General features: G+C 72.5%; 19 protein-coding genes. 8 read left to right on the forward strand and 11 right to left on the reverse strand.

The window, feature by feature from the left end; all coding sequences use genetic code 11:
- Positions 1-4: 4 nt before the first annotated feature.
- Positions 5-1,408, reverse strand: coding sequence for a phenylacetate--CoA ligase family protein (locus ACZ6SA_RS27570; protein WP_465831313.1), 1,404 nt, complete (start codon positions 1,406-1,408; stop codon positions 5-7).
- 356 nt (positions 1,409-1,764) lie between these two features.
- On the opposite strand from ACZ6SA_RS27570, the gene ACZ6SA_RS27575 reads away from it, so the two are divergent.
- The 3 genes from ACZ6SA_RS27575 (at position 1,765) to ACZ6SA_RS27585 (ending at position 3,262) form a co-directional block, all read left to right on the forward strand.
- Entirely contained in the window at positions 1,765-2,124 is a 360-nt protein-coding gene (locus tag ACZ6SA_RS27575; protein WP_347645116.1) for an ArsR/SmtB family transcription factor, read from the forward strand.
- 136 nt (positions 2,125-2,260) lie between these two features.
- Positions 2,261-2,809: a dihydrofolate reductase family protein gene (locus ACZ6SA_RS27580; protein ID WP_465831315.1), complete on the forward strand. Its 549-nt coding sequence runs from the start codon at positions 2,261-2,263 to the stop codon at positions 2,807-2,809.
- A gap of 90 nt (positions 2,810-2,899) precedes the next feature.
- Positions 2,900-3,262 carry a cupin domain-containing protein gene (locus ACZ6SA_RS27585; RefSeq protein ID WP_347645113.1) on the forward strand — a complete coding sequence of 121 codons (363 nt, stop codon included), beginning with the start codon at positions 2,900-2,902 and terminating at the stop codon, positions 3,260-3,262.
- A 139-nt stretch (positions 3,263-3,401) separates the two neighbouring features.
- Here ACZ6SA_RS27585 and ACZ6SA_RS27590 read toward each other — a convergent pair whose 3' ends face one another.
- The gene (locus ACZ6SA_RS27590) at positions 3,402-4,187 is read right to left on the reverse strand and encodes a CGNR zinc finger domain-containing protein (RefSeq protein WP_465831318.1); all 786 of its coding nucleotides are present in this window, start codon (positions 4,185-4,187) and stop codon (positions 3,402-3,404) included.
- Positions 4,188-4,220: 33 nt separating this feature from the next.
- Between ACZ6SA_RS27590 and ACZ6SA_RS27595 the strand changes: the two genes are divergently transcribed.
- Positions 4,221-5,099: an SCO6745 family protein gene (locus tag ACZ6SA_RS27595; protein ID WP_465831320.1), complete on the forward strand. Its 879-nt coding sequence runs from the start codon at positions 4,221-4,223 to the stop codon at positions 5,097-5,099.
- Positions 5,100-5,107: 8 nt separating this feature from the next.
- Here the strand turns inward: ACZ6SA_RS27595 and ACZ6SA_RS27600 are convergent, their stop codons facing one another.
- The gene (locus ACZ6SA_RS27600) at positions 5,108-5,449 is read right to left on the reverse strand and encodes a VOC family protein (RefSeq protein WP_347777195.1); all 342 of its coding nucleotides are present in this window, start codon (positions 5,447-5,449) and stop codon (positions 5,108-5,110) included.
- A gap of 84 nt (positions 5,450-5,533) precedes the next feature.
- Between ACZ6SA_RS27600 and ACZ6SA_RS27605 the strand changes: the two genes are divergently transcribed.
- Complete coding sequence (locus ACZ6SA_RS27605) at positions 5,534-5,848, forward strand: ArsR/SmtB family transcription factor (RefSeq protein ID WP_347777253.1); 315 nt, start codon at positions 5,534-5,536, stop codon at positions 5,846-5,848.
- A complete protein-coding gene (locus ACZ6SA_RS27610) occupies positions 5,845-6,267 on the forward strand; it encodes an SRPBCC domain-containing protein (protein ID WP_347645108.1) in 423 nt (140 codons plus the stop codon). The genes ACZ6SA_RS27605 and ACZ6SA_RS27610 overlap by 4 nt, the downstream gene beginning before the upstream one ends.
- On the opposite strand, the gene ACZ6SA_RS27615 is transcribed toward ACZ6SA_RS27610, so the two are convergent.
- The 7 genes from ACZ6SA_RS27615 to ACZ6SA_RS27645 form a co-directional block, all read right to left on the reverse strand.
- On the reverse strand, positions 6,264-6,476 hold the full coding sequence (locus ACZ6SA_RS27615) for a hypothetical protein (RefSeq protein ID WP_132599661.1): 213 nt from the start codon (positions 6,474-6,476) through the stop codon (positions 6,264-6,266). The genes ACZ6SA_RS27610 and ACZ6SA_RS27615 overlap by 4 nt on opposite strands.
- 3 nt (positions 6,477-6,479) lie before the next feature.
- Positions 6,480-7,214 (reverse strand): alpha/beta fold hydrolase, encoded by a 735-nt coding sequence (locus ACZ6SA_RS27620; RefSeq protein WP_465831323.1) that lies wholly within the window; start codon positions 7,212-7,214, stop codon positions 6,480-6,482.
- On the reverse strand, positions 7,211-7,822 hold the full coding sequence (locus ACZ6SA_RS27625; protein ID WP_347645105.1) for a LysE family translocator: 612 nt from the start codon (positions 7,820-7,822) through the stop codon (positions 7,211-7,213). Before ACZ6SA_RS27625 ends, ACZ6SA_RS27620 begins: the two co-directional genes overlap by 4 nt.
- A 41-nt stretch (positions 7,823-7,863) precedes the next feature.
- Positions 7,864-8,847, reverse strand: a complete 984-nt coding sequence (locus ACZ6SA_RS27630) for a helix-turn-helix transcriptional regulator (RefSeq protein WP_443152637.1) — start codon at positions 8,845-8,847, stop codon at positions 7,864-7,866.
- Between the two features lie 186 nt (positions 8,848-9,033).
- Entirely contained in the window at positions 9,034-9,795 is a 762-nt protein-coding gene (locus ACZ6SA_RS27635) for a sulfite exporter TauE/SafE family protein (RefSeq protein ID WP_347645102.1), read from the reverse strand.
- Between the two features lie 79 nt (positions 9,796-9,874).
- A complete protein-coding gene (locus ACZ6SA_RS27640) occupies positions 9,875-10,492 on the reverse strand; it encodes an ATP-dependent Clp protease proteolytic subunit (protein WP_347619437.1) in 618 nt (205 codons plus the stop codon).
- Between the two features lie 117 nt (positions 10,493-10,609).
- A complete protein-coding gene (locus ACZ6SA_RS27645; RefSeq protein ID WP_347645101.1) occupies positions 10,610-11,173 on the reverse strand; it encodes a ClpP family protease in 564 nt (187 codons plus the stop codon).
- A gap of 143 nt (positions 11,174-11,316) precedes the next feature.
- Here ACZ6SA_RS27645 and ACZ6SA_RS27650 point away from each other — a divergent pair, with 143 nt between their 5' ends.
- A complete protein-coding gene (locus tag ACZ6SA_RS27650; RefSeq protein ID WP_465831327.1) occupies positions 11,317-12,546 on the forward strand; it encodes a sensor histidine kinase in 1,230 nt (409 codons plus the stop codon).
- Entirely contained in the window at positions 12,543-13,208 is a 666-nt protein-coding gene (locus ACZ6SA_RS27655) for a response regulator transcription factor (RefSeq protein ID WP_347645098.1), read from the forward strand. The genes ACZ6SA_RS27650 and ACZ6SA_RS27655 overlap by 4 nt, the downstream gene beginning before the upstream one ends.
- 26 nt (positions 13,209-13,234) lie before the next feature.
- Here the strand turns inward: ACZ6SA_RS27655 and ACZ6SA_RS27660 are convergent, their stop codons facing one another.
- Positions 13,235-14,098: a DUF2268 domain-containing putative Zn-dependent protease gene (locus ACZ6SA_RS27660; RefSeq protein ID WP_465831329.1), complete on the reverse strand. Its 864-nt coding sequence runs from the start codon at positions 14,096-14,098 to the stop codon at positions 13,235-13,237.
- Positions 14,099-14,108 lie beyond the last annotated feature (10 nt).

Genomic DNA, 14,108 nt, shown 5'->3' on the forward strand with positions numbered 1-14,108 from the left:
GTGGTCATGGACGTTCGCGCCCGGCAGGGTGCGCGCCGGCGGCGGGGAAGGGGACGACGGCGCGCACCTTGCCACCCGCGCCGTGCTGGATCGGCTCGGTGCCGCGTTCGAGGCGCACGTGGCCGAGGTGGTGACGGGACAGCAGATCGCGCATGCGGGCCTCGATCTGACGCCAGAGGGTTTCAGGGTCGGCGCCGGGTGCGGGGTGCAGCCGGACGCGCAGCGTGGCCGGCGCTGTCTGGACGATCTGGAACAGCTCCAGGCCGGGCACCGCTTCCAGCAGCGTCGCCAGCGGGAGCGGGGCGAGGGTGACCGGCGCCTGTTCTCCCGCGGGGCCGGGGCGGGGGAAGGTGAGCAGGTCGGCGGCGCGGCCCTGGACGCGGACGGCCGGGCCCGGGTGGCCGCACGGGCACGGATCGGGCCGGAGCAGGACGCTGTCGCCGAGGTCGTAGCGCAGGATCGGTTGCACGTGGTTGGCCAGGTTGGTCAGCAGAACGGTGTGCGAGGGCTCGCCTGCCGCCACCGGCCGGTACCGCTCGTCGACGGGTTCGAGAATCGCCCAGTCGGCGTTGAGGTGCATCCAGTTCTCGGAGCAGCCGTAGGACAGGAACGGGCACTCGTTGCAGGCATAGCTGGTGCGCACCTTCGCCCCCAGCGCGGCCGCGATGCGCGCGTACTCGCCTGTGGGCAGGCCCTCGGCGGTGAGCATGACGAGGGCCGGGTCGATGTGCAGCCGTCCGGCTTCGGCCTCGCCGGCCAGCAGCGCGCCGATGCTGGCGTAGGGGGCCAGCACCGCCGGGCGGAAGGCGTTGAGCCCGGCCACCAGGTCCTCCAGCGGTTGGTGCACGCTGAAGGCGGCGATGCGGGAGCGCCCGCGGAGCCGGGCGGCGGCCACGGTGGAGGCGAAATGCCCGCCCTCGGGTATCACCAGCGCCGTCCGGGCGCCGCCGCGTGCGATGCGGGCGACGTCCCGCACGCTCAGCCAGCCGGTGAGCATCCGGGCCAGCATCGCGGAGGTCACCGCCGTCGCGCGGGCGTCTTGCAGGAAGATGCCGTGCGTGCCGGTGGTGCCGGAGGTGGTGGTCAGGGTGTAGCGGCCGGCGAACGGCTGCCCGACGCGCGCCGGGTCGCCGGCGAAGGCCCGTGCCCGCGCCAGGGTGAGGGCCGGGTCGGTGACCCAGTCCTCGAAGGCGGCCATCAACTCGGGCTTGCTGGTGGGCGGCAGCAGGGCCAGGCCGGCCACCCCGGCCGGCAGGTCCCGGTACAGGCGCCGGTAGTAGGGGGAGCGGGTACGCGCCCAGGCCACGAGCTCGGTCAGGCGGGCCCGCTGCCGGGCGGCCATCGCCTGCTCGCCGCCCGTCCTGGCGCGGCGGGCGTCCGCCAGCAGCCGCAAGGCCGAGGCGTTCATGCGCCCGCCACCCGGGCGCCGGACACGGATGCAGGGTGAGCAGCGCACAGGTCGGCAGCTGGACACGGCAGCTTGGTGGGAATCACGTGGAGAGGTCCTTCCTGGGCGGTGGACGACCCGGCCGGGCCACCCACGGGAGACTCGGCCAGGCATGAATGCGTGGCCGAAGGTCTCGCCCACCGGTCGGTGACCGGTCCCCGCCGCCGGAGAACGCGAGGTTCTCAGCATGTCGACGTGCGGGCGTTGCGGACTACTCCCCTTCGGAGTGCCTCCATCCTCCACATGTTTCGGGAATCGCGCAAGTGTCGAAATGTTGGGTGAGCGGCGGGCCGCCTGCGCGAGACAATGGAGAGACGATGTCGACCTCCCCCGATCCGGGTTCACCCGGCGCCGAGCACCCACCGCCGACCCCCGCGCAGCTGAGGGCGGCGGCCGAGACGTTCGCCCTGCTGGCCAGCCCGGTGCGACTCCACCTGATGTGGCTGATCACCCACGGTTCCTACGACGTCAGCACGCTGGCCACGCACGCGGGCATCAGCATCGCCACGGCCTCCCAGCACCTCGCCAAGCTCCGCCTGGCCGGCCTGATCACCGCGCGCCGGGACGGCCGCCGGACGCTGTACGCGGTGGAGGACCCCCATGTGATCACGCTGATTCGCCAGATCTTCGATCACATCGCCCCCGACGGGAGCCTGGCACCCGACCCTCCCCGGTAGCCGCGATCCCGCGGTCCGCGAGGGCGGCTCACCCCGAACGGATGGCCCTCCGGACGTGGCGCGCCGGCAGTTTGGCATACCTCGCCCCTCTCAGTACATTAGTAAATGAACCTGCATTTACTAACGGGAGACCTCCATGACCACCCGCCGCCCGTTCACCTGCTCGGTCTTCATCGGCATCAGCCTCGACGGGTTCATCGCCCGCGAGGACGGCGACCTTCACTGGCTCACCAGCCGGGGCGAGGCCGCCGGCGGCGACCTGGGCTACGACGCGTTCATCAAGGACATCGACACCGTCGTCATGGGCCGCGGCACGTACGAACCCGGCCTGACCTACGATCTGTGGCCGCATGAGGACAGGCACGTGGCCGTGCTCAGCAGCACCCTGCCCGAGGACGCCGACCCTCGCGTCACCGTCCACCGCGACCTCGACGCGCTCCTGCGGCACCTGACAGAGCGCGGCGCCAAGGGCGTCTACGTCGACGGCGGCCAGGTGATCCGCGCTTTCCTCCGTGCCGGGCTGATCGACGAGATGACCCTGACGACGGTCCCGGTGCTGCTGGGTACGGGGCTGCCCCTGTTCGGCCCGGTCGGCGGGGACGTCCCGCTCGTCCACGTGTCGACGCAGGTGTTCGGCGCGGGCGTCGTCCAGTCCACCTACCGGGTCCACCGGGCGTCCGGCTGAAGCCGCGCATGATGGCGTTCGCCCAGCTCAAGCGGCTTGTGACGGCCCGTCGGCGGTGTAAGACTGGACCTGACGGGAGGGGGGAACGTCATGATCGAAGTCAAGAGCATCGACAAGCCCGACGAACGCCGCGACTTCCCGATGGGCCACCTGGAGGTGTGCAACCTCACCGGGCTCACCTTCGGCGTCGCCACGTTCGAGCCGGGCTGGCGCTGGTCGGCCTCCGTCAAGCCGATCGCGGGGACGGACCTGTGCGAGGTCCACCACAACGGGTTCGTCGCCGAGGGACGCCTGCGCATCCGCATGAACGACGGCACCGAGGCCGAGGTGGGCCCGGGCGAGGTCTTCGTCTGCCCGCCGGGACACGACGCCTGGGTCGTCGGCGACCAGCCGGCCGTCGTCTACGACTTCGCGGGCGGCGCCGCCGACTACGCCAGGACCAGGAGCGGCTGACCGCACCGCTCACCGCCGCATTCCGGCCCGCCCTCCCGGGCGCGCCCACTCGGGGATCCACCTCGCCTCTCACGGAGGACGGGCCGGCCACGCGGCACACGGATCCAGGGAGGAACGCCTTTCTGCGGGCGGACGCGGGCTACGCGCGGCGTCGGGCTCGGTAGGCGCTGGCCTTGGCGCGATTCTGGCAGGAGACGCCGCAGAACCGGCGCGAGGCGTTCCTGGTGACGTCGAAGAACACCAGGTCGCAACCGCTCGCGTCGCAGGAGCGCAACCGTATGCCCTGCCCGACGCCGATCACCATGGCCAGCGCTGTCGCGGCGTCGGCGGCCCAGGCGTCCACCTGGTCCGCCTCCGGCCGGTGAAAGGCCAGCATCGGCGGATCACCGTACAGGTTGGGCACGGCGGCGTGACGCACCAGGCACTGGTTGAGCATGACGACCGCCTCCGAGGCGCCGGTGAAAGCGGGACGCAGTTCGGCGGCCACACCCGTGAGCCGGTCGGCCTCCTCGTCCGTCAAGGCCAGGCCGGTGCCCGCCGCGCCGCCGTCCGGCACGGAGCCGGCCGCTCCGGCACGCGCTTGGCCGCCGCCGTCGCCCGGGCCGGGCCCGCCCGCCCCGGCGCCGTCCCGCTGCGAGATGGTGTACGGCTGTGCAGCGGCGTCCGGGCCGGGGCGGGGCGGCGGGGAGGGGGTCCATGCGCTCCGGGCGAAGGCGGCTTCGAGGGCGGCGCGCCGCCCGGCGCGAGTCCCCGCGACCGGCCCCGCGAACGGCCCCGCAGCCGGCTCTGCGGGCCGGCCGGCCGGGCGGCCGCGGGCCTGGGTGACGGCCAGTTCGTTCACCAGCAGGACGGCCAGGTCCACCCACCGTCCGACATAACTGTCTATTTGCGATTGACCAGTGATGCGCCATGCCTCTATCGTCACCGTCATACCTTATCTAGACAGTGAGGACATTTCATGAGCACCTGGTCCAGGCTTGCCCGCCGCATGTGGCACCAGCTCGAGCCGGTCCACGCCGCGGTGTACTTCTCGCCCCAAGCGTTCGAGGCGGCCGCGACCCTCGGATACGACGTCGAATCGCGCTGGCCGAGCTACTTCGCCTACCGCACGGCCCCGCTCGGGCGGGCCGGAGCGGAGCTGGCCACGGCGGCGTACTACAGCTTCAGCCCGCGGACGGTGGCCGAGCACGTGCCGGCCGTATGGGAGGTGGCCACGCCCGGGCAGGTCCTGGCGGCCCGGCTGGCGGCGGTCGACAGGACGTACCGCGACCTGATGGGCGGCAAGGTGGACGGACCCGAGGCGGCGGAGGCGGCGGAGCTGGCCAGGCGGGCGGCCGAGAGCGTGACGGTGGCGGGGCGCCCGCTCGCCGCGGCCAACCTGGATCTGCCCTGGCCCGAGGAGCCGCATCTGGTGGTGTGGCGGGCCGCCACCGTGCTGCGCGAGCACCGGGGTGACGGGCATCTGGCGGCGCTGCAGGCCGCGGAGCTGGACCCGTGCGAGTCGCTGGTGTCGTTCGCGGCGATCGGCGCAGCCCCCGTGGCGAACTTCGCCGGGCGCGGATGGAGCGAGCAGGAGTGGGCCGCCGCGCGGGAACGGCTGGCCGGGCGCGGGCTGGTCGGCCCCGACGGCGGGGCCACCGGGCAGGGCAGGGCGCTGCGCGAACGGGTCGAGCTGATGACGGACGAGCTGGCGGCCCAGCCGTGGCGGCTGCTCGGGGAGGAGCGCGCCGAGCGGCTGGCCCAGCTCGTTTCGCCGTTCCTCGGCGCGGTGTTCGAGGCGGGGCTGCTGCCCATGACGAGCACGCTGGGCATCACCACCGTCGCGACCCCGGGCTGACCCTCGGATCAGCCGAACCCCGGGGCGGGCTGCCACAGGCTGATCTGGGTGCCCTGGTCGTCGGTGCAGGAACAACCGCGCCCCGACCGGCCGGCGAACACCTCCCCGGTGCTGCCGCCCAGCTTGCGCACCTGCTCGACCGCCGCGTCGATGTCATCCACGTGGTAGTAGAGGTTCGGCTGCGCGCTGGGCTCGCCGGCGACGAAGCCCATCGGCACGGCGGTGTTGGTGACGTGCAGGTACGTGTCGCGCTCGCGCCTGAACTCCCAGCCCAGCAGCGGCCCGTAGAAGGCGGCTGCCCTGTCGATGTCCCGGACGGACAGGGTGTAGTAACCGAGATCGGCGGCCATGGGCGTACCTCCGCAATAATTGTCGCTATCGTTAAGGAGAGAGCCTAACAAAAGGCGGCAACCATTAACAACAACGTTAACGATCTGGATGGCACGCTCGCGGCGCTCGCCGACCCCACCCGGCGCAAGGTCATCGACCTGCTCCGCGACGGGCCACGCCCGGCCGGCGAGCTCGCGCAGGCCGTGCAGATGAGCGCGCCCGCCCTCAGCAGGCACCTGCGCGTGCTGCGGGCGGGCGGTCTCGTGCAGGCCGAAGCCGGCGGTGACGACGCCCGGCTGCGCCTCTACACCCTGCGCCAGGAGCCGTTCACGGCGCTGCAGGCATGGCTCGACCAGGTGCAGGCGTTCTGGGCCGAACAGCTCGGCTCGTTCAAGGACCACGTGGAGCGCGGCGGATGAGCTCCGTGCGGGCCAGCGTCACCGTCCCCGTCGAGCCCGCGGACGCGTTCCGCGCCTTCACCGACGAGATCGACAGCTGGTGGGTGCGCGGCCGCCACAGCTGGGTCGATCCCGCCCGCGCGGTCGGCATCCGCTTCGAGGACGGCTACCTGCGCGAGCTGTGGTCCGACGGCGGTCACGTCGACACCGGCAGGGTCCTCGCCTGGGATCCGCCGCACCGCCTGGCGTGGGCCGACCTGATCAACAAGACCGGGCGGATGGAGATCGAGGTCTCCTTCACCCCCGTCACGGGCGGCACCGAGGTCCTGCTGGAACACCGCGGCCTGGACACGCTGCCGCCCGACGTCGCCGGTCGCATCCGGCGCGGCTACTCCTGGCAGATCGCGCTGCGCTGGTTCGCCGGCCGGTGGGAGACCTAGCGGCGGCCGTACTTCTTGTGCACGGCCTGCTTGCTCACGCCGACCGCCTCGGCGATCTGCGCCCAGGCCAGCCCCGCCACCCTGGCCCGCCGCACCTGGACCGCCTCCAGACGTTCGATCTCCCGGCGCAGCGCGGTCGTGGCGTGCAGGGCCCGCAGCGGATCGTCGTCCTGCGCCTGCCTCATGAGGGTCGCCAGGTCGTTCGTCATGCACTAAAGGTAATCCAGCAGCAGCGCGCTGATCTCCTCAGGACGTTCGAGGGCCGGCAGGTGCCCGGCCCACGCCAGCTCCACCAGCCGCGCCCGGGGCAGCTCGGCGGCCAGGTGCCGGGCGGAGGCCGTGAAGTACGGTAGGTCGTGCGCGCCGGCCACCACCAGCGCCGGCACGTCGATCGCCCGCGCCGACAGCTCCCCCTCGACCTGCTCGGGCTCCGGGTCGGCGGCCAGCTGCACCTCGAAGGCGTGCCGCTGCATCGCCACCAGCCGATCCCACGCCTCCGGGGAGGCCTCGGGACCGAGGAGGGTGCGCGCGTTCAGCTCGGCCGCGCCCTGCGCGTCTCCCTCCTCCAGCAGGCGCTCCTCCTCGTCCCAGTACGCCCGCAGGTCCGCCGTGGGAGGCAGGTCGGCCATCGGGTTCAGCAGCACCAGCCGGTCGGCCAGCCCGGCCGCGGCCAGCTCCAGCGCCACCCGGCCCGCGCCCGACGAGGAGACCAGCGCCGCACGGCTGATCTCCAGCGCGGCCAGCAGACGGGCCACGTCACCGCTGTCGCTGTACGGCCCGTCGGCACGGTAAGGGCTGCGCCCGTACCCGCGGAAATCCACCTTGATCACCCGGAACCGCTCGGACAGCGCCTCCCACTGCGCGTCCCACATGCCGGAGTCGGCCGCCGTCGAGTGCAGCAGCACCACGGGCTCGCCCGTCCCCCGCTCGTCGTGCCAGATCGTCATCGCGTCTCCACCGCCAGCCGTACACCCAGCCCGATCAGCACCACGCCGGAGACCTGCTCCAGCCTCCGCCGCACCGCGGGCCGGCCCAGCCACGCCTTCGCCCGCGCGACGGTCCAGATGACCAGCGTGTACCAGAGCAGGTCGACCAGCACCCACACGAGCGCGAGCGTGACCAGCGTGACCGGCACGTTCTGGCCGGCCGGCACGAACTGCGGCAGGAACGACATCGCGAACACCGCCGCCTTGGGATTGGCCAGGCACGTCCCGAGCCCGGCGAGGTAGGGCCCGCGCAGTCCCGGCACCACCTCGCCTTCGGCGGGCGGTGACCCCTTGCGGGCCTGCCACAGCGCCTGAGCGCCCATGACGACCAGCACCACCGCGCCCACGACCCGCATGGCGTCGTAGGCCAGCTGCGAGGCCACCACGAGCGCCGACAGGCCGGAGGCCGCGCCCAGCCCCCACAGCAGGATGCCGGTCTCGTTGCCGAGCGTGGCCGCCAGGCCCGAGCCGCGGCCGGCACGCAGCGTCTGGCGCATGATGACGGCGGTGCTCACCCCTGGCGCCATGGCGACCAGGACGCACGCGCCTGCGAAAGCGAGAAGATACATGCCGGAATGCTGACAGACTCGAGGCCCGGTCATCGCCTCATTTATTCGTACACCTTGCCGAGCTCGGCGACCGCCTCACGCATCAGGGCCCGCAGCTCCGGCGGCTCCAGCACCTCGACGTCGGCGCCCATGCGCAGCAGCAGCCAGCGGGCGTGCGTGACGGACTCGACCGGCACGGTGAGCGTGAGCCACCCCTCGGGGTCGGGCTCCCCCGCCGCGGCCAGCGCCGCGCCGACGACGTCGCCGCCCATCGTGTACGCCAGCAGCTCGCCCCTGCCGGGCGCCAGCCGGATGACGGCCTCCGCGGTGTACATGCGCTCGCGGAACTCCTGGGCGTACGCGCGCCAGAACCCGCCCAGCTCGAACCCCTCCGGGCGGCTGAACCGCCCCGGCAACGTCTCGACGGCCAGGATGCGCGCCACCCGGTACGTACGGGGATCGCCCCCGGGCCGGCCGTCCGCCGGCGCGGCGACCATGTACCAGGAACCGCCCTTGAGCACCAGCCCGTACGGATGGATCACCCGCTCGACCTCGCGCGGCCCCCAGCGGCGGTAGGTCATGCGCAGCGGCCGCTGCTCCCACACCGCCTCCGCCACCTCGCTCAGATGCGGCACGTCGTCGCTCGTGCGGTACCAGCCGGGCACGTCCAGCAGGAAACGCTCGCGCATCCGGGAGGCGTGCGAGCGCGGCTCGGGCGGGAGCGCGGCCAGCAGTTTCAGCTCGGCGTTGGCGGCCACCTCCGCCAGCCCCAGCTCGGCGGCCGGGCCGGGCAGCCCCGCCAGGAACAAGGAGGAGGCCTCCTCGGAGGTCAGCCCGTTGAGCCGGGTGCGGTAGCCGTCGAGCAGCTGGTAGCCGCCCGCGGGGCCGCGGTCGGCGTAGACCGGCACGCCGGCGGCCGACAGCGCCTCGACGTCGCGGTAGACCGTGCGTACCGACACCTCCAGCTCGGCCGCCAGCTCGGGCGCGGTCATGCGGCCGCGTGACTGCAGGAGCAGGAGCAGCGAGAGCAGGCGGCTGGCACGCACGTCCACAGTGTATTCGCGCCCATCACTCATGCTCGGCGGGCACCAGGTGGCGGGCGTGATCGGGTTCGCCTGCTCCGGGACGGGGCCGCCGTGCTGCCGCAGGTGTTCTCGGCCGCCGGGCGGCGTGACCCCGCGCCGGGGCGGGCGGCGTCGATCGGCTGCCCGGGGTTCGTGCCGGGATGGATGTCAGCCGAACTGCTGCCAGCCCAGCCTGACCACCATGGCCGCCACCACGCACAGCAGGATGACGCGTACGAAGCCGGTGCCCCGCCTGAGCGCCATGCGCGCGCCGAACTGGGCGCCGGCCACGTTGCACACCGCCATGCCCAGCCCCAGGGCCCACTGCACGTGCCCCTGCGCCCCGAACACCAGCAGCGCTCCCAGGTTCGTCCCGATGTTGATGATCTTCGCGGACGCGGAGGCCGAGACGAAGTCCAGGCCGAGGATGGCGGTGAAGGCGATGATGAGGAACGTTCCCGTGCCGGGGCCCAGGATGCCGTCGTAGAAGGCGATGCCCACCCCCGCCGTCGCCACCGCCGCGACCACCCGGCCCCGGGTGCGCAGGTGCGGCTCCGGCACGGCTCCCATGGCCGGTCGCAGCGTCACGAACGCCGCCACCGCCAGCAGCACCACCATGACGGCAGGCCGCAGCACCTCGGCCGAGATCGACGCCGCCGCCCACGCCCCCAGCCCGGCGCTGAGCACCGCCAGCGCGGCGCCCGGCAGCGCCACCTGCCGGTCGACCTTGGTGGAGCGGGCGTAGGCCACGGCCGCCGACGCGGTGCCGAAGACGGAGGAGAACTTGTTGGTGGCCATCGCCTCGACCGTCGGCATGCCGGTCACCATGATCGCGGGCAGTTGCAGCAGACCGCCGCCGCCCACGACGGCGTCGACCCACCCCGCTCCCGCGGCGGCGCACAGCAACACCAGGACCTGCTCCAGCGGCACGCCACTCCCCCGATTTCCCCCAAGGAACCCCAAGAGTGTACAAGTCGCACCTCAGCCGATGGTGAGGGGATCCGGGCGGTCAGCGGGCCCCGGCCGGCGTGCGCTTCCTGGAGGCGTAGATGTCGTCCACCAGCCCGTAGGAGCGAGCCTGCTCGGCCGTGAAGATGCGGTCGCGCTCGATGTCCTTCCTGATCTCGAGCGTGCCCCGCCCGGTGTGCCGCGACAGGATCTCCTCCTGCTGGTCGCGCATGCGCAGGATCTCTCTGGCGTGGATCTCCAGGTCGCTGCCCTGCCCGCGCCCGCCCTCCGTGGCCGGCTGGTGCAGCAGGACGCGCGCGTGCGGCAGCGCCGCCCGCTTGCCCGGCGAACCGGCCGCCAGCAGCACCGCCGCCGCCGAGGACGCCTCGCCGATGCAGACCGTGTGGATCTCCGGCCGGACGAACTGCATCGTGTCGTAGATGGCCGCCATCGCCGTGAACGACCCGCCGGGCGAGTTGATGTAGATGTTGATGTCCTGGTCGGGGTCGAGCGACTCCAGCGTGAGCAACTGCGCCATCACGTCGTTGGCCACGGTGTCGTCGATGGGCGCGCCCATGAAGATGACGCGGTCCTCGAACAGCTTGGTGTAGGGGGTCATCTCCTTCATGCCGTAGGAGGTGCGTTCGGTGAACGAGGGCAGCACGTAACGGCCGTTCATCGGACTTTCCTTTCGCCGGAGCCCTCGGGCCCGAGCCTTGGGGAGGAAGCGGACCGCCGCGTGGCGGTGCGTGGATCGACGGTTCGCCGTCCGGGCGAGACCTCGCGTGGACTCACCTCAGTTCATCCCCTCTGCGATGTGGTCGACGAAGCCGTAGTCGAGCGCCTCCCGGGCGGTGAACCAGTGGTCGCGGTCGGAGTCGGCCTGGATGCGCTCCAGCGGCTGGCCGGTGTGGTGGGCGATGATCTCCGCCATCCTGCGCTTGGTGAAGAGCATGTTCTCGGCCTGGATCGCGATGTCGCTGGCCGAGCCGCCGATGCCGCCGAGCGGCTGGTGCATGACGATGCGGGCGTTGGGCAGGGCGTAGCGCTTGCCCTTGGCCCCCGCCGACAGCAGCACCTGGCCCATCGACGCGGCGAACCCCATCGCCACCGTCGCCACGTCGCACGGCACGAACTGCATCATGTCGTAGAGCGCCAGCCCCGCATGCACGGAACCGCCAGGAGAATTGATGTAAAGGGTGATGTCGCGCGCGGGATCCTCGGCCGCCAGCAAAAGCAGCTCGCCGCACAGCCGGTTGCAGATCTCGTCGTCGACCTCCTGGCCGAGAACGACGATGCGCTCCTTCAACAGGCGCTGGCTGAGCTGGTCAGGCCACTGCGCGCGCTGGGTCTCCGTCATGAACGTCACCTTCCCGTGCGGGTATTTCCGCGAAAAACGCTAGTGCGAGAACGCGCCGATTAAGGATTCTTTTCGCTGGCGGCGCATTTCTCTGAGGGCGCATTATTCTGTGAGCGAATAAACATCGACATATAATCGCCGGTGTGAGAAAGAACCTTCCGCGCCGGTGGGCGTGCCTCATCCTGGGCGGCGCGCTGCTGATGCCGTACATGATGGTCGGCGTCCTGGTCGCGGCGATCTGGCAGGGCGAGAACGCCAACGTCCTGCTGCCCACCCAGATCGGCGTGTTCGTGGCGGTGCTGCCCGTGGTGGCGGCGACCGGGCTGTTCCTGCCGGTGCGGGCGCTGGAGGTGAACGCGGCGCAGGGCCTGCTCGGGGCGCACGTCGAGACCCCGCCGCGGCAGGCGGGCCGCTCCTGGCAGGAGCGCCGCCGCACCGCCGCCTGGTTCACGCTGCATCTGGCGGTCGGCGGCGTGGTCAGCGGCTGCACGCTGGCGATCGTGCCGTTCACGGCGTTCACGCTCCTGCTGCCCGTCGTCGGCAACCCGACGCCGGTGTTCGGCGCCGTCGTCACGCCGGGGTGGAACGCGGTGTCGTGGGCGCTGGGCGGGCTCGCGACGCTGGCGGCGCTGGTCGCCGTGGCCGCGGGGGCGGGCGCGCTGCTGGCCAGGCTGGCGCCCGTCCTGCTCGGCCCCACCCCGGCCGAGCGCCTGGCCGCCGCCGAGGAGCAGGCCCGTACGCTGGCCGAGCGCAACCGGCTGGCCCGCGAGCTGCACGACTCGGTCGGCCACGCGCTGAGCGTCGTCACCCTGCAGGCCGCGGCCGCGGGCCGGGTCCTCGACCGCGACCCCGGCACGGCCAGGACCGCGCTCGCCGCCATCGAGCAGTCCGCCCGCGCCGCCCTCGACGACCTCGACCACGTCCTGGGCGTGCTGCGCGACGGCGACCACAGCGGCGCCCGCGAGGGCGCCCGCGACGGCCGCGGTGTGCCCGACAGGCGCCCGCAGGCCACGCTCGCCGATCTCGGCGACCTCGTCGCCGCCTCGGGCGCGCAGGTGCGGCAGGACGTCGGCGACCTGTCCGGCGTGCCCGCCGTCGTCTCCCGTGAGGGTTACCGCATCCTGCAGGAGGCGCTCACCAACGCCATCAAGCACGGCCGGGGCCCGGTGCTCCTGTCGGCCGGCGTCCGGGACGGCGAGCTGCGGCTCGAGGTCACCAACGCCGCCGGAGGCGACGGCCTCCGCCCGTCGGGGGGCAGGGGCGTGGCGGGCATGCGCGAGCGCGTGCGCCTGCTCGACGGCGACCTCCACGCCGGCCCCACACAGACCGGGTGGACGGTCTCCGCGCGCCTGCCGCTACGGTCGAGTCCATGACTCTCACTGTCGTCATCGCCGACGACGAGGACCTCATCAGGGCCGGCCTGCGCATCATCATCGACGCCGAGCCCGGCCTGAGCGTGGTCGGCGAGGCCGCCGACGGCGCCGCGGTCCTGCCCGTCGTCCGCCGCGAGCGCCCCGACCTCGTGCTGATGGACGTGCGCATGCCCGCCCTCGACGGCATCCAGGCCACCGAGCGCCTCATGGCGCTGGACGACCCGCCCAAGGTGCTGGTCGTGACGACCTTCGAGAACGACGACTACGTCTACGACGCGCTACGCGCGGGGGCCAGCGGCTTCCTGCTCAAACGCGCCAGGCCAGACGAGCTGGTGCAGGCCGTCAAGCTGGTCGCGGCCGGCGAGTCGCTGCTGTTCCCCGCCGCGATCCGCACCCTCGCCGGGCGCCGCCAGGAGGCCGCCTTCTCGCCCGCCAAGGTGCCGGGCATCGACCGGCTGACCGGGCGCGAGGGCGACGTCTTGCGCCTGATGACCAGGGGCCTGTCCAACCACGAGATCGCCGCCCAGCTGGTCGTCAGCCAGGAGACCGTCAAGACGCACGTCGGCAACGTGCTGGCCAAGCTGGGGGCCCGTGACCGCACTCAGGCGGTGATCGCCGCCTACGAGTCCGGCTTCGTCTCCCCGTCTGAGACCACCCGCTGAGACCACCCGCTGAGACCACCCACTGGCTACCCGCGCAGGCCCGCGCGCCTCATCAGCTCGGCGGCCGGCAGCACGGTCGCCTCGGCCGCCGTCAGCCCGGTGGCCTCCAGAATCTGGTCGACGAGCCGCAGCCCCACCGCATATCCCGCCATGTCAGGAATGCCGCGCGGCTCCTGCCCGAAGTTGCGCGTCGCGCTGTCGCCCAGCACGTACGCCGGCGTGTTCTGCATCCCGGCGAGGTCGAAGGCCGCCATGATCTTCTCGTACGCCAGGTCGTACCTCTCCCCGGTCACCATCGACGACCACGGCCCCATCGCCTGCGCCCCCGACAGCTCCCGCACGAACGCCTCGGCCAGCCCTTCGGCCAGCACGTGCTCGCCGACGGTCACGGTGACCGGGTTCCACTCGACGCTGGTGTAGCGCACGCCGTGGTGGAACTCGTGCACCGCGAGGTGCCCGATCTTCCCGATCACCTCGTCGGACGGCCAGGCCAGCAGGTAGATCATGCCCGGCGCGCCGCCCATGCCGTAGTAGCCGCCGGCCGTCGTCATGAGGTGCTCGTTGTCGGGGTTGCCCATGACGAACCACACCTCCAGCGTGTCGCCCTGCTTGGCCCCGGACAGCCGTTCCGAGGCGCGGGTCAGCTCACGCCGCACCTGGCCCAGCACGTCGGCCTCGATCATGCGCTCGACGGCGGGCAGGTAGCGCGGATCGTCGGCGTCGACCCGGAAGCCGCCGCCGTTGTGGTGGATGTCGACGATGTCGCCCGGCATCGGGATCGCGTCGCGCAGCGGCGCCAGCACCTCCCGCAGCGCGTCCGGCCGCCGGTCGAGCGGCCCGCGCAACATCCCGGCCATCGGCGTCAACGTGTCATGAATGATGAACTCCATGGCGCAGGAC

Source organism: Nonomuraea sp. NPDC049378 (assembly GCF_055586745.1).